This is a genomic window from Paenarthrobacter sp. NPDC057355 (assembly GCF_042667405.1).
In the GTDB taxonomy this organism is placed as follows: Bacteria; Actinomycetota; Actinomycetes; order Actinomycetales; family Micrococcaceae; genus Arthrobacter.
On record NZ_JBHVAL010000029.1, the window covers coordinates 1 to 18,396 of the forward strand.

The 18,396-nt window shown below is 62.6% G+C and carries 25 protein-coding genes; 17 read left to right on the plus strand and 8 right to left on the minus strand.

Annotation, left to right across the window (positions count from 1 at the left end; genetic code table 11):
• The 4 genes from ACFUOZ_RS20315 to ACFUOZ_RS20330 form a co-directional block, all read left to right on the plus strand.
• Positions 1 to 216 (plus strand): hypothetical protein (locus ACFUOZ_RS20315; RefSeq protein WP_377551586.1); only part of this gene is annotated, 216 nt, incomplete at its 5' end.
• 61 nt (positions 217 to 277) lie between these two features.
• Positions 278 to 718 carry a hypothetical protein gene (locus tag ACFUOZ_RS20320; RefSeq protein WP_377551588.1) on the plus strand — a complete coding sequence of 147 codons (441 nt, stop codon included), beginning with the start codon at positions 278 to 280 and terminating at the stop codon, positions 716 to 718.
• Positions 708 to 1,007 carry a hypothetical protein gene (locus ACFUOZ_RS20325; protein WP_377551590.1) on the plus strand — a complete coding sequence of 100 codons (300 nt, stop codon included), beginning with the start codon at positions 708 to 710 and terminating at the stop codon, positions 1,005 to 1,007. The genes ACFUOZ_RS20320 and ACFUOZ_RS20325 overlap by 11 nt, the downstream gene beginning before the upstream one ends.
• A gap of 193 nt (positions 1,008 to 1,200) precedes the next feature.
• Entirely contained in the window at positions 1,201 to 1,656 is a 456-nt protein-coding gene (locus ACFUOZ_RS20330) for an iron chaperone (RefSeq protein ID WP_377551593.1), read from the plus strand.
• Positions 1,657 to 1,706: 50 nt separating this feature from the next.
• Here the strand turns inward: ACFUOZ_RS20330 and ACFUOZ_RS20335 are convergent, their stop codons facing one another.
• Positions 1,707 to 1,895, minus strand: a complete 189-nt coding sequence (locus tag ACFUOZ_RS20335; RefSeq protein WP_281452666.1) for a hypothetical protein — start codon at positions 1,893 to 1,895, stop codon at positions 1,707 to 1,709.
• A 127-nt stretch (positions 1,896 to 2,022) separates the two neighbouring features.
• Between ACFUOZ_RS20335 and ACFUOZ_RS20340 the strand changes: the two genes are divergently transcribed.
• The 12 genes from ACFUOZ_RS20340 (at position 2,023) to ACFUOZ_RS20395 (ending at position 11,880) form a co-directional block, all read left to right on the plus strand.
• Positions 2,023 to 3,084 (plus strand): saccharopine dehydrogenase, encoded by a 1,062-nt coding sequence (locus ACFUOZ_RS20340; RefSeq protein ID WP_377551595.1) that lies wholly within the window; start codon positions 2,023 to 2,025, stop codon positions 3,082 to 3,084.
• The gene (locus ACFUOZ_RS20345) at positions 3,081 to 3,683 is read left to right on the plus strand and encodes a TetR/AcrR family transcriptional regulator (protein WP_377551597.1); all 603 of its coding nucleotides are present in this window, start codon (positions 3,081 to 3,083) and stop codon (positions 3,681 to 3,683) included. The genes ACFUOZ_RS20340 and ACFUOZ_RS20345 overlap by 4 nt, the downstream gene beginning before the upstream one ends.
• 261 nt (positions 3,684 to 3,944) lie before the next feature.
• Entirely contained in the window at positions 3,945 to 4,499 is a 555-nt protein-coding gene (locus ACFUOZ_RS20350) for an RNA polymerase sigma factor (RefSeq protein ID WP_377551600.1), read from the plus strand.
• On the plus strand, positions 4,496 to 5,311 hold the full coding sequence (locus ACFUOZ_RS20355) for a hypothetical protein (RefSeq protein WP_377551603.1): 816 nt from the start codon (positions 4,496 to 4,498) through the stop codon (positions 5,309 to 5,311). Before ACFUOZ_RS20350 ends, ACFUOZ_RS20355 begins: the two co-directional genes overlap by 4 nt.
• Before the next feature lie 57 nt (positions 5,312 to 5,368).
• Positions 5,369 to 5,794 (plus strand): CoA-binding protein, encoded by a 426-nt coding sequence (locus ACFUOZ_RS20360; protein WP_377551605.1) that lies wholly within the window; start codon positions 5,369 to 5,371, stop codon positions 5,792 to 5,794.
• Positions 5,795 to 5,878: 84 nt separating this feature from the next.
• Positions 5,879 to 6,709: a polysaccharide deacetylase family protein gene (locus ACFUOZ_RS20365; protein WP_377551607.1), complete on the plus strand. Its 831-nt coding sequence runs from the start codon at positions 5,879 to 5,881 to the stop codon at positions 6,707 to 6,709.
• Positions 6,710 to 6,747: 38 nt separating this feature from the next.
• Complete coding sequence (locus tag ACFUOZ_RS20370) at positions 6,748 to 7,158, plus strand: MmcQ/YjbR family DNA-binding protein (protein WP_377551610.1); 411 nt, start codon at positions 6,748 to 6,750, stop codon at positions 7,156 to 7,158.
• A 373-nt stretch (positions 7,159 to 7,531) separates the two neighbouring features.
• Positions 7,532 to 8,941: an N-acetylglucosamine/diacetylchitobiose ABC transporter substrate-binding protein gene (gene ngcE, locus ACFUOZ_RS20375; RefSeq protein ID WP_377551612.1), complete on the plus strand. Its 1,410-nt coding sequence runs from the start codon at positions 7,532 to 7,534 to the stop codon at positions 8,939 to 8,941.
• The gene (locus ACFUOZ_RS20380; protein WP_377551614.1) at positions 8,938 to 9,963 is read left to right on the plus strand and encodes a carbohydrate ABC transporter permease; all 1,026 of its coding nucleotides are present in this window, start codon (positions 8,938 to 8,940) and stop codon (positions 9,961 to 9,963) included. Before ngcE ends, ACFUOZ_RS20380 begins: the two co-directional genes overlap by 4 nt.
• On the plus strand, positions 9,963 to 10,856 hold the full coding sequence (locus ACFUOZ_RS20385; protein WP_377551617.1) for a carbohydrate ABC transporter permease: 894 nt from the start codon (positions 9,963 to 9,965) through the stop codon (positions 10,854 to 10,856). Before ACFUOZ_RS20380 ends, ACFUOZ_RS20385 begins: the two co-directional genes overlap by 1 nt.
• A gap of 98 nt (positions 10,857 to 10,954) precedes the next feature.
• A complete protein-coding gene (locus ACFUOZ_RS20390) occupies positions 10,955 to 11,497 on the plus strand; it encodes a GNAT family N-acetyltransferase (RefSeq protein ID WP_377551619.1) in 543 nt (180 codons plus the stop codon).
• 59 nt (positions 11,498 to 11,556) lie between these two features.
• Positions 11,557 to 11,880 carry a putative quinol monooxygenase gene (locus ACFUOZ_RS20395; protein WP_377551657.1) on the plus strand — a complete coding sequence of 108 codons (324 nt, stop codon included), beginning with the start codon at positions 11,557 to 11,559 and terminating at the stop codon, positions 11,878 to 11,880.
• Between the two features lie 83 nt (positions 11,881 to 11,963).
• On the opposite strand, the gene ACFUOZ_RS20400 is transcribed toward ACFUOZ_RS20395, so the two are convergent.
• Genes ACFUOZ_RS20400 through ACFUOZ_RS20425 form a run of 6 tightly spaced genes read right to left on the minus strand, consistent with a single transcriptional unit; the run spans position 11,964 to position 17,172 of the window.
• Positions 11,964 to 12,488, minus strand: coding sequence for a flavin reductase family protein (locus tag ACFUOZ_RS20400; protein WP_377551621.1), 525 nt, complete (start codon positions 12,486 to 12,488; stop codon positions 11,964 to 11,966).
• A 1-nt stretch (position 12,489) separates the two neighbouring features.
• The gene (locus ACFUOZ_RS20405; protein ID WP_377551624.1) at positions 12,490 to 12,852 is read right to left on the minus strand and encodes a cupin domain-containing protein; all 363 of its coding nucleotides are present in this window, start codon (positions 12,850 to 12,852) and stop codon (positions 12,490 to 12,492) included.
• Between the two features lie 3 nt (positions 12,853 to 12,855).
• Positions 12,856 to 14,322 (minus strand): 4-hydroxyphenylacetate 3-hydroxylase family protein, encoded by a 1,467-nt coding sequence (locus ACFUOZ_RS20410; RefSeq protein ID WP_377551627.1) that lies wholly within the window; start codon positions 14,320 to 14,322, stop codon positions 12,856 to 12,858.
• Entirely contained in the window at positions 14,322 to 15,005 is a 684-nt protein-coding gene (locus ACFUOZ_RS20415) for a DUF2848 family protein (protein ID WP_377551630.1), read from the minus strand. Before ACFUOZ_RS20415 ends, ACFUOZ_RS20410 begins: the two co-directional genes overlap by 1 nt.
• Before the next feature lie 7 nt (positions 15,006 to 15,012).
• Complete coding sequence (locus ACFUOZ_RS20420) at positions 15,013 to 15,807, minus strand: carbon-nitrogen family hydrolase (protein ID WP_377551632.1); 795 nt, start codon at positions 15,805 to 15,807, stop codon at positions 15,013 to 15,015.
• A gap of 12 nt (positions 15,808 to 15,819) precedes the next feature.
• Positions 15,820 to 17,172 (minus strand): MFS transporter, encoded by a 1,353-nt coding sequence (locus ACFUOZ_RS20425; RefSeq protein WP_377551634.1) that lies wholly within the window; start codon positions 17,170 to 17,172, stop codon positions 15,820 to 15,822.
• Between the two features lie 191 nt (positions 17,173 to 17,363).
• Between ACFUOZ_RS20425 and ACFUOZ_RS20430 the strand changes: the two genes are divergently transcribed.
• Complete coding sequence (locus tag ACFUOZ_RS20430) at positions 17,364 to 18,005, plus strand: GntR family transcriptional regulator (RefSeq protein ID WP_377551637.1); 642 nt, start codon at positions 17,364 to 17,366, stop codon at positions 18,003 to 18,005.
• Here the strand turns inward: ACFUOZ_RS20430 and ACFUOZ_RS20435 are convergent.
• Positions 18,002 to 18,295: a DUF503 domain-containing protein gene (locus tag ACFUOZ_RS20435; RefSeq protein ID WP_377551639.1), complete on the minus strand. Its 294-nt coding sequence runs from the start codon at positions 18,293 to 18,295 to the stop codon at positions 18,002 to 18,004. The genes ACFUOZ_RS20430 and ACFUOZ_RS20435 overlap by 4 nt on opposite strands.
• Positions 18,296 to 18,396: the final 101 nt, after the last annotated feature.

An 18,396-nucleotide genomic window follows, 5' to 3' on the forward strand; every position in this document is an offset into this window, starting at 1 on the left:
TTTGCCGGTGGTGGTTTTGAGGCTGATGGCCATGGGGATCAGTGTTCCTTTCCTGTGGCCACCGTGAGACCGGCCGGCCTGTTGTTTCAGCCTGTGTGGCTGACAGGAATTACTTTGCCGGGCCTGGATCAAGAACAAATCCTGCAAACCCGCAACACTTCCTCAGGAAAACCTCAAGAAAACCGCAGCCCCCTAGCGAGTGTCGTGTTGATATAAGGGAGCGTTGATTCACCGTGAATCACAGCTGTAGACTGAGTATGTCGAAAGGGGAGTAGCTGTGATCGTGATGGACAGTGATCTTGCAGCACTGCATCGTGGTGCCCTGCAGCGTCAGGCCCGCCAGCGGGTAGATCTGCTTGATGAACTGCGCGCAGTTCACAACGCCTCGTCACGCGGCATGAACCAGCGCGAGATCGCCGATGTTCTGGTGACCAGCCAGGCAAAGGTGCATCGGATGCTGAAAGCCATCGAGCGACGCCCGGAGGTCCTCTCGGGCGGAACGCCTGAGGAGATCCTCCTTCGCGCGTTTGCGTACGACACACCGAGGCCGGAGCTGCTGGAACGGTTGAAGTCCCTGAGCTACACGGACGGCGAGGACGCCCCGTACCCGCACGAAGGTCGTATCCCGGGCACATGGGACCAGGTGGTGGGAGCGTTCGCGCAGGACCTCCTTACCGAGCGCGAGTTCAATGAGGTCAGGGCGGCTGTTGGCCGCTGAGCTGGGTACCGTTCACGCTGCACTGACCGAGTTGTATGCCCCGGGCAATGATCTGGAGCGGGCTCCGGATGTTCTGCTGGCCTACTTTGACGACGTCGCGGTGGTTCGGCTGGCGAAGACCTTCATGGCGCGCTGCTACGCCACCGGTGCCGAGTCCATCTGTGCAGCCAACGCATTGAGGCTGGCGCAGATGGCCGCAGATTCTGTTGGCCGCGGCACGCTGCGCCGCTTCGACGTCGACCAAGCCACCGGTGAGGTCCACGCCAGCAACGTCACCACCTTCGAGTAACCCTCCGGCCCGCGACCCAAGACTCCTGGCGGGATAACGCCCCGAGCAAGGGTTGGCCCGCTTGCCCTTCACCCGCAGCCGCCCCAACCGCAGTACCGTCGTTGGGTAATCGAGCAGTTTTCGAGAAGCCCGCAGCCTCTGCCAGTCGTAGCGTTTTGGTATCGGAAAACGAAACCAACTGAGGAGACGGGCAATGGCTGGGACAGTAACCGCGGGCAAGGGCAAGTCCTACGAGGGCTTCACGGAGGATGAGCGCGCCGCGATGAAGGAGCGGGCGCAGGAACTCAAGAAATCTCCGCGCAGGAAGGCAAGCGCAGCCGACGGCGAGGCGGATGTGATGGCCAAGATTGCGGAGATGCCGGAGTCCGACAAGGTTATGGCTGAACGCCTGCACGCCCTTGTTAAGGAACACGCTCCGGAGCTGGCACCGAAGACCTGGTACGGGATGCCGGCCTACGCCAAGGACGGCAAGAACATTGTCTTCTTCAAGAGCGCGGACAAATTCAAGTCTCGCTATGCGACCCTCGGCTTCGAGGAGAACGCCATGCTCGACGACGGAGCGATGTGGCCCACGTCCTTTGCGCTTAAGGAAATCACGCCGGACGTGGAAGCCAGGATCGTGGAGCTTATTAAGAGGGCGCTCGGCTAGCTGGATGCGGCCGCTCCGGACTTGGGCGGGGCCGGACGTGGCCCCGCCCGTCAGTAAGTCGGGTCCGGGTTGGGGGTTGGCGGGACGGGGCCGGGGTCGGGTACCGGCGAAGGTCCCGGAGTGGGGTTGGGGTCCGGAATGGGGCTCGGAGGAAACGGCGTGGTGGGGTCCGGTGGCGGGGGAACAGGACCGGGGTCCGGCGGGAACGGCTCGGGCTCGTGGGTCGGGGGCAACGTCATGATCTCTCCTCTGCGTACTGGTGAATGTTGCTCGGGGTAGATAACAGCAGCCTAAACACGTGCCCTCCGATAAGCCACCACTTGGAGGGGATTCCAACTTTTAGGTCATATGACCTAGAATCGGGTCATGAATGATCTTCTTACTCTCGATCCCGCAGGTCCTGTTCTGATCGTCGGTGGTTACGGAACTGTGGGCACCGCGCTCACGCGGCACGCTTCGGCCCACTGGCCACTGCTCCTGACGGGCAGGAACCCTGACCGCGGAGCACACCTGGCAAAGGAAAACCCAACGGCCAAAAACGTCACCGTGGAAAAATGGGACCTCAGCCAGCCCGAACCGTTCGAGGCCGCAGTCAGGGCGGTCATCAGCACCGTCAACGACCCCGAAGACCGGGTCCTTCGCGCCGCCGTCAGTGCGGGGATCCCCTACGTGGACGTCACCCGCTGGACCAGCAGGGTGACCCGCGCCATCACCCTGGCCACTTTGTTGAAGCCAACGGCCCCCGTACTCCTGAGTTCAGGGTGGATGGGTGGCGTCACCAGCACGGTGGCCGCGGCCCTGGCCCAGGAACTTGGCGGAGCGTCCAACGTGGATATCTCCATCAGGTACGACGTCAACGACCAAGCCGGAGTTGACTCCGTGGACTTCATGGACCGGCTGGGGCTGGAGTTCGAAGCACGAAAAGGCGGTAAGGCCGCCGTCGTACGTCCTTTAACTGACACCCGCTGGGTGGATATCGCCGGGCACCGCACCAAAGTCGCACGGCTGGACACCCCCGAGCAGTTCACGCTGCCGCTCACCCTGGGCGCGGGGTCGGTGGCCACCAGAATCGGGTTCAGTTCCAATACGTCGACGACGGCGTTGCTCGCCGCGCGCTCGGTGGGGCTGTTCCGCTGGGGGAGCGGAGAGAAGTGGGCGCCGCTGCGGCGGTCGCTCCTTTACTCGCCCGGGTCCGGTGGTACAGCGCATATCCGGGTGGATGTAAGCGGTTCAGGCGGTTCCCGGACCGCCACCATTTCCGATCCCCTGGGCCAAGCGCACCTTACTGCCGTGGGTGGACTCCTGGGGCTCCATACGGTACTTCGCGATGACGCCCTGCCGGGTGTGTCATTCCCGGAATCGGCGCCGGAACCAGCTGCGCAGCTCGCCCGACTCGAGTCATACGGTGTGACAATATTGAGGTCATGACCGAAAGCAAGGGCGCCCTCCGGAAGGCGGCCCTTCTGGACGCCGCTGAAGAAGTACTGGTCACCAAAGGCAACGCAAATGCTGCCATGCGGGATTTCGCAGCCGCCGCCGGGGTACGCATCGGTCACCTACAGCACTACTTTCCCACTCGGGCGGATCTCATTCGCGCAGTCCTGGAGCGGGCACTCGAGCGTTCGCTCCAGCGACTCAACGATGTCACTGATGTGGACCTTTCGCCGGGAGCCTCGGGTGATCTCGAAGAGGCGGAGTCATACCGCCTGCTGACAGCCCTGCTCCAGGAACATTCGGATATGGCAGACGTCAGGATGCACCTCGAGATCTGGGCCCTCGCTGCCTCCGAGGACGCAGCGGCCGGCGCCCTGCGGGGGTTCTACTCCCAGTACTCCGCGCACGTGCAGGGGCTGGTCCGGCGCGGCAGGCCCGGGCTTTCGGAGCAGCAAGCCAGCGCCGTCGCCGCCGCGATCGTCAGCCTGTTCGAGGGTGCAGCTGTTACGCGTTCGGGCATTGCCGGACTGCGGACTGCGCCAGGCGACCAGGCAATCATCCGCACCGCGCAGTGGTTGATTCACGGGCAGTAAGCGGTGCGCAAAAAAAGTTTTCTACTTTTGCGTAACCCTATGGGGTGCCCGGACGATTACGTCAGTGAAAGGGCCGAGTTGGAATTTGTCCCCCATCATCTTCCAGCTCGGCTCTTCCATGTCCGGGAGTTACCGCGGCTCGGGGAGTTTCTCCTTTGGCTGGCCCGGCGGAGCAGCTACCCTTGGTGTGGTCGCCCGTTGTGAAAGGCGGATGACCTGGCTCCCAGCCTGGACCAGCTGCCGATCGAAAGTCCCAATTCTGTGACCGACGCATTGACCGACGAAGCGCTTCACGCGCTCCAAGGCAATAACGCGGAAATGTTCAGCGCTGTCTACCAGGCGTACGCGGGCCAGGTCCTGGGATATTTGACGGCCAAGGGCGTCGCTGATCCGGAAGCAACCACGCAGGACGTTTTCCTGGCCGTCCTGCCCCGGTTGGATGGGATCAGCGGAGGCGTCAGCGGCCTGAGGACTTTCATCTTCTCGGTAGCCCACGCCCGCATGGTGGACGAGCACCGGAAGGAAAGCCGGGCTCCGGATCAGCATGAGTTCGAGCCCGAGCGGGATGCGCGGGAATCGAGCTCTGCAGAAGCCGAAGCCATGCTCCGGTTCGCGCCCTACGAAGTGATGGCGCTTCTGGAACTCCTGGGCGAAGAACAGCGGGAAGTGTTGACGCTGCGGATCGTGGCAGGCCTGACCGTGGAGCAAGTGGCCGGGATCATGGGGAAGTCCGCCGGCGCAGTGAAGCAGCTGCAACGGCGGGCACTCATAGCACTCCGTGAGCATTCGGCAGTAAAGGAATACGTGTCGTCGTGACATTCAAGGATTTGGAACGCGAACAGATCGTGGACGAGCTTCTGCTCGACGCCAATCTCGGCGACGCCCGTGACCTTCGCCAGGCGCTTGTGGCCGTGGGCCAGTTCGCCGATGCGGCCGCACCCGAGCCCGGTAAAGAATTGGCAGCCATGCTTGCCGGACCGCACGATGACGTTTCCAAGCGCCGTTGGAGGCACAAGCACCGCACCGCTGTGGTTGGCGTTGCCGTGGTGGCGGCGATGGGACTCGGTGTCAGCGGCGTCGCTGCAGCGAGCTCCGGGTTTACGCGCAGTCCGTCTTTCCAAGGACTCTGGGAGGGCCTCGCTTCCCAGCAGGCCGCGGAGACTCCCGTCTTGCTCGCCCCGGATGCCCCCAAAGTGAGCACTGTCCCTGCCCCATCTGCAGATCCCGCTGCGATCCCGCAGGACCTGCAGGCAGGCCAGCCTGTTCATGCAGGCCAGCCTGTTCAAGCAAGCCAGCCCGCCCAACCAGGCCAGCCCGGTCAGCCCGGACCGGTTGCGGCGGCCGGAGCCCCGGCGCCGCGCCCGGCGCAGGTTCCCGCGGCGGCACCGCAACCGGTTCAACCGAACCCGGTCACCGCCGTCGTACCGGCGCCGGCCCATGCAGTCGCTGCTGCCCCGGTCCCTGCTGTTCCCGGCCGCAGTGCGACTGCGTCCAAGCCGGCACCCTTGCTGCAGAAGCTGCCTGCCCCTCCCGCCCTGGGGCTTCCCCGCGCCGAACAGCTTCCCTTGGGGCAGCTGAAAGCCCAGGCCGCAAAATTGAAGCAGGCAAAGAAACCGGTGGAACGTTAGGGACTGCCACGGGCGTCAGCCGTGATTCCCGCGCGTCGCCGGCAGTAGGCTGGGCTCATGATGCACGTCAACGATCCCGCCGTCGTCGAGCGGTTGATGCGGACAAAAGGAACGTGGGCCGTGGTCGGCCTCAGCAACAACGAGTGGCGCTCCGCCTATGATGTTTCGCTGTATGTGCGGGACAAAATGGGCATGGAGATCATCCCCGTCAACCTCAAGGGCGAGGACGTCCACGGCGAGAAAGGCTACAAAAGCCTGGCCGACATTCCCGCCGAAAAGCACCCGATCGACGTCGTTGATTGCTTCGTCAATTCCGAGCGCGTTGGTGCCGTCATCGACCAGGCCATTGCGGTTGGGGCCAAGGCGGTGTGGCTCCAGCTTGGCGTGTTTGACGACGACGCCACGCAGCGCGCCCGGGACGCCGGCCTCGACGTCGTGGTCAATGCGTGCCCGGCACGTGAAGGCTGGCATTACGGCCTGTGATTGGTGGTCGTTTTCTTCTGCTAGATTGCTGCTGACTCGTCTCTCTAGCCCCGGGGGAAAGCCATGTGTGGCGACCATTCTTCAGTGCCTTCATCCGTTCCCAGCCGACGGGCGGCCTTAAGCATCCTCGGCGCTTCCGTAGTGGCCGGCCTGACTGCCTGCACACCGGCTGCAGGGGCGGAAAGTTCGACGGCGGACCCCACTCCCAGCGATGCGGCAACACCCACTGCCTCCGCTTCGGCAACGCCCACGCCGTCTCCAACGCCCACAGCGACCAAGCGGATCCGGCGGACCTTCATTCCGGATTTCCAACTGCCACCGATCGCCGGCGGCCTGGCGCCGGTGATCACCAAGATTCCTACCAAGCACCCTGTGGTTTTCCTGACCATCGATGACGGGAACATCAAAACCCCCGAGTCGGTCAAGCTCATGGCCGAGTACGACTACCCGGCCTCCCTGTTCCTGACCAAGGACACCATTGCGGACAACCCGGCGTTCTTCAATGCATTCAAGGCTCAGGGCAGCCTGGTGGAGAACCACACGGCATCCCACAACATCAACATGGTGCGGCAGTGGGGATACCAGCAGCAGCTCAACGACATCGCGGGCATGCAGGAGTACGCCCTCCAGCAATTCGGTCGCCGACCCACGCTCTTCCGTCCGCCTGGCGGCGCCTACTCCACTGTGATGCGCCAAGCGGTCGCGGATGCGGGGATGAAAGCGATCATTACCTGGGAAGCCAAGGCAAACGCGGGAAAAATGGACTACCAGGTGGGCAACTCGCTCCGTCCCGGCGACATCGTGCTCATGCATTTCAGGGCTGAGTTCGCCGCCGACCTCGCTGCTTTCCGGGCGGCACAACTGGCCGCGGGGCTGGAAGTGGTGTTGCTCGAGGATTTTCTGGGGGTGGCGTAGGAGTGTCTGCGGCGGTGACAAGCCAGTAGGCTCCCTCCATGGACGTTTCCCAGCTCCGTGAAATCTGCCTTGGTTTTCCGGGCGCCTTCGAGGACTTTCCGTTTGGTCCCGAGACGTCCGTGTTCAAAGTGCGCGCCGCCGTATCCGGTGGTGCCAGGCACGAAGCGAAGATGTTCGCGCTCTCCGCCATGGACCCGGACAACTGGTCCGTGAGCCTGAAGTGCGAGCCTGCCCTTGCCGAGCAGCTCAGGGCCGCGCATCCGGAGATCACTGGCGCCTGGCACATGAACAAGACCCATTGGAACGGCGTCCGCCTGGATGGTGCCCTGCCGGATGGCATGGTCCGGGACATGGTGGAGGACTCATATGACCTGGTGGTGGCTACCCTGAGCCGAAAGCAACAGGAACAACTGGGGTGGGCGCGGTTGGCACGTCCGCAGGGTGGCTGACAAGCCCTGCCAATGGATGATTGCTTTGCGCGTGGCGTCACGAGTGTTTCTGCACGGTAACGGCAGCCTCACACTGGCATCTGCAGAGCGGTACGACAGCTCAAATCCCGCTAAAAGACAGGGGACTTGGCACTCCAGGGCGCTGGCACGCAAGCCCGCCACCGGTTGCGGAAGGGCCCTTTCAGGGGGACCGCGAAAAGATCACGCTTTGACAAATGTTGATCGAAACTGCTGAGAAATATTGATTTTCGATCATTCGTGGTGAAGTATGTCACACGAAGGTTGGTGCTGCCAGAGCGTCAGCCCAGACTGTCCGACTGGACGGCCCCCAGCCGCCGGAGTCGGCCTTACGAGTCACAAAAGGGGTATTGAAATGACCATTCAGCACCAGTCCGTCGGCCGCCGTGGATTCCTGCGCGGAGCACTCGCAGCAGCCGTACTCGTGCCCATGGGGGGAACCATTGCATCCTGTGCTGCCGGAGGCGGCAGCACTAACACCGGCCCCACCGGCACCGTCTCTGACACCAACCCGTTCGGAATGGCGGACAAGGCCACTCTTGACGCAGTAATCTTCAAGGGCGGCTACGGCATCGACTATGTGGATTTCGCCGGCAAGATCTTCGAAAAGACGCACTCGGGTTCCACCGCGAAGATCGCCCCGTCCACGGATATCGCCCAGGAACTCCAGCCCCGCTTCGTCGGCGGAAACCCGCCGGACCTGATCGACAACTCCGGTGCCAAGGCTATCGGCTTCAGCACCATCCTGGCCCAGCTTGAGGACCTGACCCCCGTCGTCGAGGCGAAGAACCTCGAAGGCAAGGTCATCAAGGACACCCTGTACACAGGCGTCCTGGCTCCGGGTACCTTCGATGGCAAGCTCGCAGCCCTGAACTACGTGCTCACCGTCTACGCCGTCTGGTACTCCGATTCCCTGCTCAAGGAAAACGGTTGGACCGTTCCCAAGACATGGGATGAAATGTACGCGCTCGGCGAGCAGGCGAAGGCCAAGGGCAAGTACCTGTTCGTGTGGGGCAAAGAAGCCGCCACCTACTACCAGGAACTCGCCATCGCCTCCGCCATCAAGGAAGGTGGGGACGAAGTCCGCCTCGGGCTGGAAAACCTCAAGGAGGGTTGCTGGTCCCACCCGGCCATCCAGTCCGTTTTCACGGCGCTGGACAAGATCGTCAAGGCCGGGTTCTTCAAGCCGGGCGGCTCGGGCACCCAGTTCACGGCCGCCCAGGCACAGTGGAGCAACGCCCAGGAGGCAGTGTTCTACCCGTCGGGTTCCTGGATCGAAAACGAGATGAAGGACCAGACCAAGGCAGGCTTCAACATGATGGGTGCTCCGGCCCCGTCGGTCACCGCCAGCCCCAAGATGCCGTACACCGCACTCCACAGCGCCGCCGGCGAGCCCTACATCGTCCCGTCCCAGGGCAAGAACGCTGCCGGTGGCAAGGAAATGCTCCGCATCATGCTGTCGAAGGAAGCTGCCACCAACTTCGCCAAGACCAAGTTGGCTCCGACCATCGTCAAGGACACCGTCCCGGCCGATGGCTTCGGGTCCACCGCCCTGGTATCGCAGACCAAGATGCTGGGTGACGCCGGCGACAACGTCTACACCTGGAACTTCATTGACCTCTACGGGACCAACAAGGACCAGCTGGTCGTCTGGAACACCTTCCTGGACGGCAAGTCGGACGTCGCAACCCTGACGTCCGCCCTTCAGAACATCACCGACAAGGTCCGCAACGACAGCTCGGTCAAGAAGATCGAAGTGAAGTGACCGTAGTGAAAACAAAGCAGAGCCGGAACGACGACGGCCTGGCCGCCGTCGTTCCGGCGATGGCGCCACCGCAGTTGGTCAAGAGGCGGCGGAAGCCGCTGACCTGGGACAAAGTCAGTTTCTTTGCGGTGTTCCTCGGGCTGCCGCTGGCAATCTACCTCTTGTTCGTGATCTGGCCTTTCATCCAGGCCTTCCAGTACTCGTTGACCGACTGGTCAGGCTTCTCACCCAACCCGAACTTCATTGGCTTCGAGAACTACACGAAGATCTTCACGGACGACATCTTCATGAAGGCCATGTCGAATAACATCCTCCTGGTGATCGTCCTGCCGATCGTCACCATCATTTTGAGCCTGGTCCTCGCGACCATGGTGACGGTGGGCGGCAGCAGCAAGGGCCAGATCAAGGGGCTGCGGAACTCAAGCTTCTACCGTGTGGTTTCCTTCTTCCCGTACACGATTCCGGCCATCGCCATCGGTATCATGTGGGGCCAGATCTACGATCCCTCGGGCGGCCTGCTCAACGGCATCCTTCGGGGGATAGGCCTGGAACAGTTCAAGGACTTCGCCTGGCTGGGCAACAAGGACACGGCCATGATTGCCACGATGTTCGTGATCGTGTGGGGCTTTGTCGGCTTCTATATGGTCCTGTTCGTGGCGGGTATCAAGGGCATTCCCGCCGAACTTTTCGAAGCCGCAAGGATTGACGGCGCCGGCCGCTTCCGCACGGCTGTGTCCATTACCATCCCGCTGATCCGCGACAACATCCAGACCGCCTACATCTACATGGGCATCCTGGCCTTGGATGCCTTCGTCTACATGGCGGCGTTGAACTCCGGTGGTGGTCCGGACAACTCCACGCTGGTCATGGCCCAGCAATTGTTCTTCACGGCCTTCAGCAAGGGCCAGTTCGGGCTGGCTAGTGCCATGGGCGTCGTCCTGGCCATTACCACCCTGATCTTCTCCGGCCTGGTGTTCGCGGTTAACAGGCTCACCGGCGGCGACAAGGATGTGAGCAACTGATGACTACCAAGGTCGCATCTCCGGAAATGAAATCCCTCCACTTCCAGCCCAGGACGCCGGCAACCACGCCCGGCGACAAGGTGGTCGGCGCCGTCTCGCACGCCGCATTGACCATTTGGTCGCTGATCGTGATCCTTCCGCTCCTGTGGACGTTCATGTCCTCGTTCAAGACCTCCAGTGAGATCTTTGCCTCGCCATTCGCGTTGCCATCCGTGTGGCGGTTCGACAACTACGTCAAAGCCTGGAGCGAAGCCGGGATCGGAAGCTACTTCCTGAACTCCGTGATCGTTGTAGGCTCCGCACTGGTGATCGTGATGGTCCTCGGCGCCATGTGTGCCTACGTCCTGGCGTGCTACACCTTCCCTGGCAGCAGGGCGATCTACTACCTGATGCTCGCCGGCCTGACCTTTCCGATCTTCCTGGCCATGGTGCCGTTGTTCTTCGTCCTGAAGAACATGGGCCTGTTGAATACCTTGCCCGGCCTGATCCTGGTGTATGTCGGCTTCGCCCTGCCGTTCACCGTGTTCTTCCTGTTCTCCTTCTTCAAGTCGCTGCCCCACGAAATCACCGAGGCCGCGGCATTGGACGGTGCAGGGGAGTGGCGGACGTTCTTCCAGGTCATGTTGCCGATGGCCAAGCCGGGTCTCGCCTCGGTTGCCATTTTCAACTTCCTGGGCCTGTGGAACCAGTTCCTCATCCCGGTTTCCATCAACGCGGCCGGTCCGCGTGTCCTGTCCCAGGGCCTGGCGGCCTTCGCAGGCCAGATGGGTTACGCCGTGGACTTCGGGGCATTGTTCGCGGCGGTGACAGTCACTGTTGTGCCGGTACTGATTGTTTACATCATCTTCCAGCGCCAGCTCCAGGGTTCCGTCTCCCAGGGAACCATGAAGTAATTCTGGAACCCTGAATAAACTCAAGCGAGTTAAAACGCCCGACGGCGGTCCGCACCTCAGGTGCGGGCCCCCGTCGGGCGTTGACGTAGCATGGGCTGATGTTCGAACCCTGCCTCGTGCGCGACGATGTCATCATGCGGCTGCTGCGTCCTGGTGACGCCGCCGCGCTCGCGGCTGCGTACGTGCGCAACCGGGACCATCTGGCTTCCTGGGAGCCCGTGCGTTCCGAGGACTACTTCACCGAGGAGTGGCAGGCGGCAGACATTGCCAAGCGTTTGGCCGCCCACGAGGCCGGGGAGCAGTTCCCCTTGGCGTTGCTGGCCGACGATGCGATTGTGGGCAGGTTCAACCTGGCAGGCATTGTTCGTGGTCCGTTCCAAAGCGGGGGGCTGGGTTATTGGGTTGACAAAGACTACGTCGGCGGCGGCCTGGCGAGTGCCGCGGTCAGGCTGATCGTGGAGAAGGCGCGGAGTGAGCTGAGGCTCCATCGGCTCGAGGCCGGTACCCTCCTGCACAACATTGGCTCCCAACAGGTGCTGTTGAAAGCGGGCTTCCGCAAGATCGGCATGGCACCGAACTACCTGAACATCGCCGGGGCCTGGCAGGACCACAACCTGTACCAGATCATCCTGCACGACTAAGCATCCTTAGCTTTCTGACAGGATGGTAGGGAACCGTAGTGCAACGAAAGGCAGCAACCGTGATCTTTATTGTGGTCAAGTTCAACGTCAAGCCCGACTGGTCCGAGCGCTGGCTGGACCTGGTGGGAGACTTCACAGAGTCCACTCGCGCTGAGCCGGGGAACCTGTGGTTCGACTGGTCCCGCAGCGTGGACAACCCCAACGAGTTCGTCTTGGTGGAAGCCTTCCAGGACGATGCCGCTGAGGCCCACGTCAACAGCGCGCACTTCAAGAAGGCCATGGCCGACATGCCCCAGGCCCTCGCCGAGACGCCCCAGATCATCAGCCGCCAGATCGAAGGCAACGGCTGGGACCGCATGGGCGAGCTGACCATCGAGGCGTAATACAGCAACGCGGGGTCACTTATGGCCCATCCCAAGGGGATTTATGGGCCATAAGTGACCCCGCGTTGCTTTCACGGAGCCGGCTAGAACATCCAGGGGATCTCGGCGTGGCCGAAGTCGTTGAACGAACCGAAGCGGCCGGCCTTGAAGGCGAGCACCTCGCCGTCCCGGTCCCGGCACGTGGTGACCTGTCCGAAGAAGACCTGGTGATCGCCGACGTCGTACGTCTGCACCACCGTGCAGTCCGCCTGGGCGAGGGCGCCCTTGATCACCGGCAAGCCGCTTTCGGTGACGTCGAAGTCTCCCTCGTCGAAGCGGTTCCCGCCGCGCACCGCGAAACGGCGTGCGATGGACTCCTGCTTGGAGCCGAGGATGGAGACGGCGAACTTGCCGCTCTCCAGCAAGGCATCTCCGGTGCGGGTGCCGAAGTTCAGCGAAATCATCAGGATGGGCGGCTCCAGGCTGATGGACGTGAGCGAGCTGATGGTCATCCCGTAGAGCTCGTCCTCGTGTTTGGTGGTCACGACGGCGACGCCGGTGAGGAAGCGGCCCATCGCGCGGCGCATGCCCATGGCATCGGGAACTGTGAAAAGCGGTGCGAGGCTCATGTCAGTTGCTCCGGTCTGAATCCGTGTAATAGCGGACTTCGAACATCTTGGCGCCGTTTTCCGAAACCCACGGGCCGTGCTCCATGCCCGGCGGCCGTGTGGCCCAGTCGCCGGCCTTGAAGGTCTTGCCCAGGCGCTGGTCCACGAACGAACCCTCGAAAATGAACACTTCTTCCCAGAAATCGTGCGTCAGGACGCCGTTGGGTGAGGTGTCCGTGCCTGGCTCGAACTTCAGGATCCGGGTGACGGAGTCGTTGTCGGAATCCCGGGCGAGGATGGCCTCGGACAGGCCCTCGATGTGCGGGTTGCAGGGCGCGAACTCCACCGAGGAAACAGGGGTGAACTCGAATTCGGGCTTTGCCATGGTTTAGATTCCTTCCGATTCTGAGCTGATGCTGTACGAACCCAGGAACTTGTCCAGCTCGGCCACCAGTGCGTCGTAGCCGTAGTTGCGGTACGTGTACGCGCCACGGACCACGAACGGTGCTCCGGCGTAGAACATCTCGTACTGCTGGTGCCGGCCGGCGAACTCGGAGCCGATGATGTCCCAGGCGAGCTTGAACAGCTTGACGCGTTCCTCGCTGGCGACGCCGGGCGACTGGACGTAGCGTTCCATGTCCGGCCGGGTCACGTTGCTGGTCATGTCCGCGATGCTGGAGGGCAACTGGAGCACGCCGCCGCCCACCAGGTCCCGGAGGATCGAAATAACGCGGGGGTACGTCTCCGACTGCAAGCCCATGGCCCCGTAAAGTGCCGGCTTTCCCGGAACCCGCATGCCGGCGTCGTCCGTCGTTGCGGTGTATTCAGCGGCGAGGACCGCCGACTCGACCGACTGCACAATCGCGGCCAGCTCGCCGAGCTTCTCCTGGACGCCCGGGATCTTGTCCGTACCGTTGACCTGCGTGACCTTGCGGGCCACCGAAGCGATGAACTTCAGCTTGGTGGAGAAGCGGATCTGGGCCTGCCAGTTGCCCAGGGCGTGGGCACCGGTGTCGAAGAACTGCCGGCGGAGCGTCTCGATGTTCCGGTTGATGAACACGCGGTCCCACGGGATGAGGACGTCGTCGAAGACCACCAGGGCGTCGGGCTCGTCGTAGTGGCTGGTGAGCGGGTAGTCGAAGTCGCTGGTGGCGGCCGGTGCGAACGGGCGGCGGCAGTACAGCTTCAGCCCGTCGGTGGCCACCGGAATGGCGAAGCTGACGGCGAAATCGACGTCGTCCGGCCCCAGCGGCTTGATGCAGGTGACAAAGACTTCGTCGGCGATAGCCGCGCCGGTGGCCAGCATCTGCGAACCGCGGACAACAATGCCCTCCTCGGTTTCGCGCACGACGCCGACCTGCAGGTATTCGCCTTCCCACCCTGACGCTGTGGTTGCGCGGGAGACCTGCGGAGGAATGATTGCGTAGGAAAGGTACAGGTTCTCGGCCAGGACCTTCTTGTAGTAGCGCTCCACGTTGCCGGCGAAGTCACGCTCGTCATTGGCGAACACGTCCGGGTGCGAGCCGAATGCTGCAAAGAACGTACCGACGTGGTCGGGGCTGCGGCCTACCCAGCCGTGCGTGTGCTTGGCCCAGGTTTCGATGGCCTGGCGGCGCAGGACCAGTTCCTCCTGCGTGCGGGGAGCTGCGAAGGTCCGGTTGGCCGGCCCATCGATCTCCTCGGAATGAAACTGCATGCCGTTGGCGGGGTCCGCTGCGATGTCGAACAGCTCGGACATGGTGTGGGCAACCTTGGCGAAGGCCGGGTGTTCCAGCACGTTGCCGACCACCTCGCCGTCGAGGATCACCGTCCGGCCGTCGTTCAGGGACTTCAGGTACTCTTTTCCGGTCCTCATCAGAGTGAGCCTTTCTTGATTTTGTAGTTATGTTCAATGGTGGTCCCATTCGGGAACGAGAGCTCCAACTTCCAGGAAGTTCCGTCAACGAACTTTCCGTTCAGCAGCGGCAAAGTGCCGCCGAGGCACATGAAGTCGGCCTCACCAATGTCGGTGCGGGCCAAAAGGCGTTCGACGACGTCGGCCGGCTTGCGCAGGCCGCTCAGCGGACCTTCCTGGTACAGCTCGCCGTCCACCCAGGAGCGTGCGGTGCATTGGTCCAGGTCCAGGTTCTCGAGATTTTCGACGGCGATGACCTCACCGGCGACAGGCTTGGGGCAAGCCCGCTTGGAATCGCCGATGTCCTCGGCCTCGATGTCACGGTCCGTATGGTCCGAGCCGATGCCCAGGTAGAACTTGCCGTCGTGGCGGATGTACAGGGGTTCGATCTCGCCGGAGGTCAGGTTGGTGCTGGTGTCGTGCTCGCCCGTGGTCTCGAAGAGGTCGGAGTCCATGCGGTAGAACATTGGCACCTCGGGAGGGGGTGCAACCCCGATGGCCGCGAGTTCATCGATGTGGTGCTGGACTGCTTTCGGATCTCGGCCCGTGTAGCCTGCCACCACTGCGTGGAAGTCCGTGAGCGTGATTGTTGTGTCCGTGTCCACCACCCTGAAGGTCAGTGGGACTTGCCGTGTTGTTTCCATGGTTCTCCTAAACGGTCAGGGTTTGGTAGCTCGCGAGGCGATCATTGATCACCGGGAATTCCCCGCGGACTGTGCCGATTTGGGCTGGATTGATGTCCACCAGGAGCACGGACTCGTCTGCGTCAGCCTCCGCGAGCACGTTCCCGGCCGGGTCGACGACGCGGCTGTGGCCTCCCAGCTCCACGCCTTCCTGGGTACCCGCGGCATTGCAGGCGACCACGAAGATCTGGTGCTCCAAAGCCCTCGCTGTGGTGAGCAGCCGCCAATGTTCGCGCCGCGCTGCGGGCCAGGCCGCCGGGACAATCACGATTTCCGCGCCGCGGGTGCTGAGCTCCATCCACAGCCCGGGGAAGCGGAGGTCGTAGCAGGTGATTCCGGCCGTGGCCCCGAAAGGAAGTTTTACTACCGGCAGCGAGGTTCCTGCCGTGAGCAGTTCCGCTTCTTTGGACTTGTAACCAAAGACGTGGATCTTCCGATAGGTGTGGACCACGCTGCCATCCGGTCCCAGCAGGATGGAGGTGTTGCTGAGCTGTCCGTTTTCCCCGGCCTCGATGATGCTGCCCAAGTGCAGGTGCACACCCAGGTCCTTGGCAACCCGCGAGCACATGGAAACGGTGGGACCGGAAAGCGTTTCTGCCAAATCGGCGTATTCGTCGAAGTGGAAGTAGCCTGCGCTCCACAGTTCCGGGAGCACGATCAGCTCAGCGCCGGTGATGTTCCGGAGGAGGGCTTCCACCCGGTCAATCCGGTCCTCGCGGCTTTCGGTGTCCGGGCTTGCCACCTGGACGAGTGCGATTTTCATTCGAGGGTTTCCTTACTTGGTGTTGCTGGGCTGTTCGTCAAGGTCGCTGAGCCGGAGGCCCTTGGTTTCCTTCGCGAACATCACCGAGACCATGGAGATCACGCCCATCGCGGCCAGGTAGATACCAATGGCGTAGCCGGTGCCGAAGGCGCTGTAGAGGGCCAAAGCGATGATGGGGGACAAGGATCCTGCGATCAGCGAGGCCAGGTTGTAGGCCACGGAGGTACCGCTGTACCGGACGTCAGTTGGGAACAGTTCGGAGAAGAACGCGCCGATCACTGAGCTGTAGGCGGCGAAGATCAGCAGGCCACCGACTGCAGCGGCGATGATGCCCCACGCCTGGCCGGTGTTGAGCAGGGCGAAGAAGGCAAAGGCCCACACCACCGTGGCGATTGAGGCTCCGATCATGATGGGCTTGCGGCCCACCTTGTCTGCGTAGAGGGCCAGGATGGGAATGGCGACGACGGCGACCGCCTGGCCGATCATGACGGCGGTCAAACCCGTTTGCCGAGGCTGGCCCATGATCTGGGTGACGTAAGTGATGATGAACAGCGAGTAGATGTAAAAGCCGGCGTTCTCGCCCATGCGGCTGCCGGTTGCGATGAGGATTTCGCGCCAGTTGCGGCGGAACAGGATGGCCAGGGGCATTTTGCGTTCTGTCGCTGCCTCGGCTTCGCGCTTGCGCTGTGCTTCCTTGAACAGCGGGGTTTCCTGGACGTAGAGCCGCAGGATCAGTCCGATGATGACAAGGAGTGCGGACAGTCCGAAGGCTATGCGCCAGCCCCAGGCAAGGAATTCGCTTTCAGGCATGGTGGCGGCCAGGACGGCGAGGACACCGGCTGCCATGAGGTTGCCCAGGGGTGGGCCCATGTTGGGCCATGAGGACCAGAATGCCCGCCGGGAGCTGTCGTTGCTGTGTTCGGAGACGAGGAGGACGGCGCCGCCCCATTCTCCGCCGAGTGCGAAACCCTGGACCAGGCGCAGCAGCAGGAGCAGCAACGGTGCTGCCAGGCCGATTGCCGCGTAGGCGGGGATGAAGGCAATGAGGGCGGTGGCGATACCCATGAGCATGAGGCTTGCCACGAGTGTTGCGCGGCGACCGTGCTTGTCACCCAAGTGGCCCAACACGATGGCGCCGAGCGGGCGGGCCAGGAAGCCTGCGGCAAATGTGCCCAGGGCGAGCATCGTGCCGACCAGGGGATCGTCCGTGGGGAAGTAGAGCTTGTTGAAAACCAATGCGGCGGCAGTGCCATAGAGAAAGAAGTCGTACCATTCAACGGCCGTTCCGGCCAGGCTCGAAGCTGCCACTACGGGCAGGCTTGAGTGCTTCTGCTGCCTCAGTTCTGCCTTCTTCAAATCGGTCATGTGGGGATCCTTTTGCGGGTGGGGACCTGGCCCTTGGGGAATGGCTCGGCCGGTCTCCCACGGAGATGAGGGGTTCCAAATCAGTGAGGGGGATCACTGGAATTTCACTGTAGACTAGTTGTATACAACCTGTCTATACCCAACGTCCCTGAATGCAACTCGTATACTGGGCATCGCGAGAAAGGCTCTCCATGATCCAGACGACTCCCACTGCACAGTCGCAGCCCGAGGTGGCCTACCAGTGGATGAAAAGCTATATCTCCGCGATCCCGCGGGATGAGGAAACCTTCCTCAACGAGGCAGTTCTCGCCAAGTCCACCGGGACCTCAAGGACGCCTGTCCGCGAGGCACTGCTGCGGCTGGAGGCTGAAGGTTTTGTGAAGCGGATTCCGCACAAGGGTGCGTACGTTCCGCCAATCTCGGACCCTGACGTGAGGGCCATCCTGCAGGCGCGATCAGTAGTGGAAAAGTGGGCGGTCCTGGCGCTGGAGTCCATGCCGGAGAGCCAACTCGACGCCTTCCAACGCATCATTGACCAGCAGCGGGAAGCCAAGGAAGATCCCGCCCGGTTCATTGAGCTGGACACGGAATTCCACACGCTCATGGTCCGGTCCGGGGCCAACCCTATCCTCGCTGACTTCTACGCCTCTTTGCGGCAGCGGCAACTCAGGATAGGTGTCCGGGCGGTGACGCAGGAGACCGACCGCGCCGGTGATGTGCTCAGGGAGCATCAGTTGATCGTGGATGCCCTCCGCAGCCGCAGCATTGAGGCCGCACATCAGGCCATTGATGCGCACCTGGAATCCACGCGCTGGGCCGTCATTGGGTACTAGTCCTCGCTGTGCAGCTCCCGCTGCCGCGCGCTGAGCAGCTCAAACTCAGGCCGGGCGGCCACGAACCGTTCAACGGCGTCGAGCATTTGCTGAAGGTGGGCGTGGTCCGGAGCCACCAGCGCGGCACCGATCAACGCGCGCCTGTGCTGGTCCTGGAGGCCGGTCTCGGCCGCCGATACTTCAAACCGGCGCTTGAGTTCGGCCACCAGGGGGCGCACCAGCGAGCGCTTCTCCTTGAGGCTGTGAACGTCGCCCAGCAGGACGTCGAATTCGATCCACCCGATCCACATGAACCCATTCAACAGCAACGCGGGGTCACTTAAGGCCCATGTCAGGGGCTTTTATGGGCCAAAAGTGACCCCGCGTTGCGTCTTGACGGAATCTTGAGCAA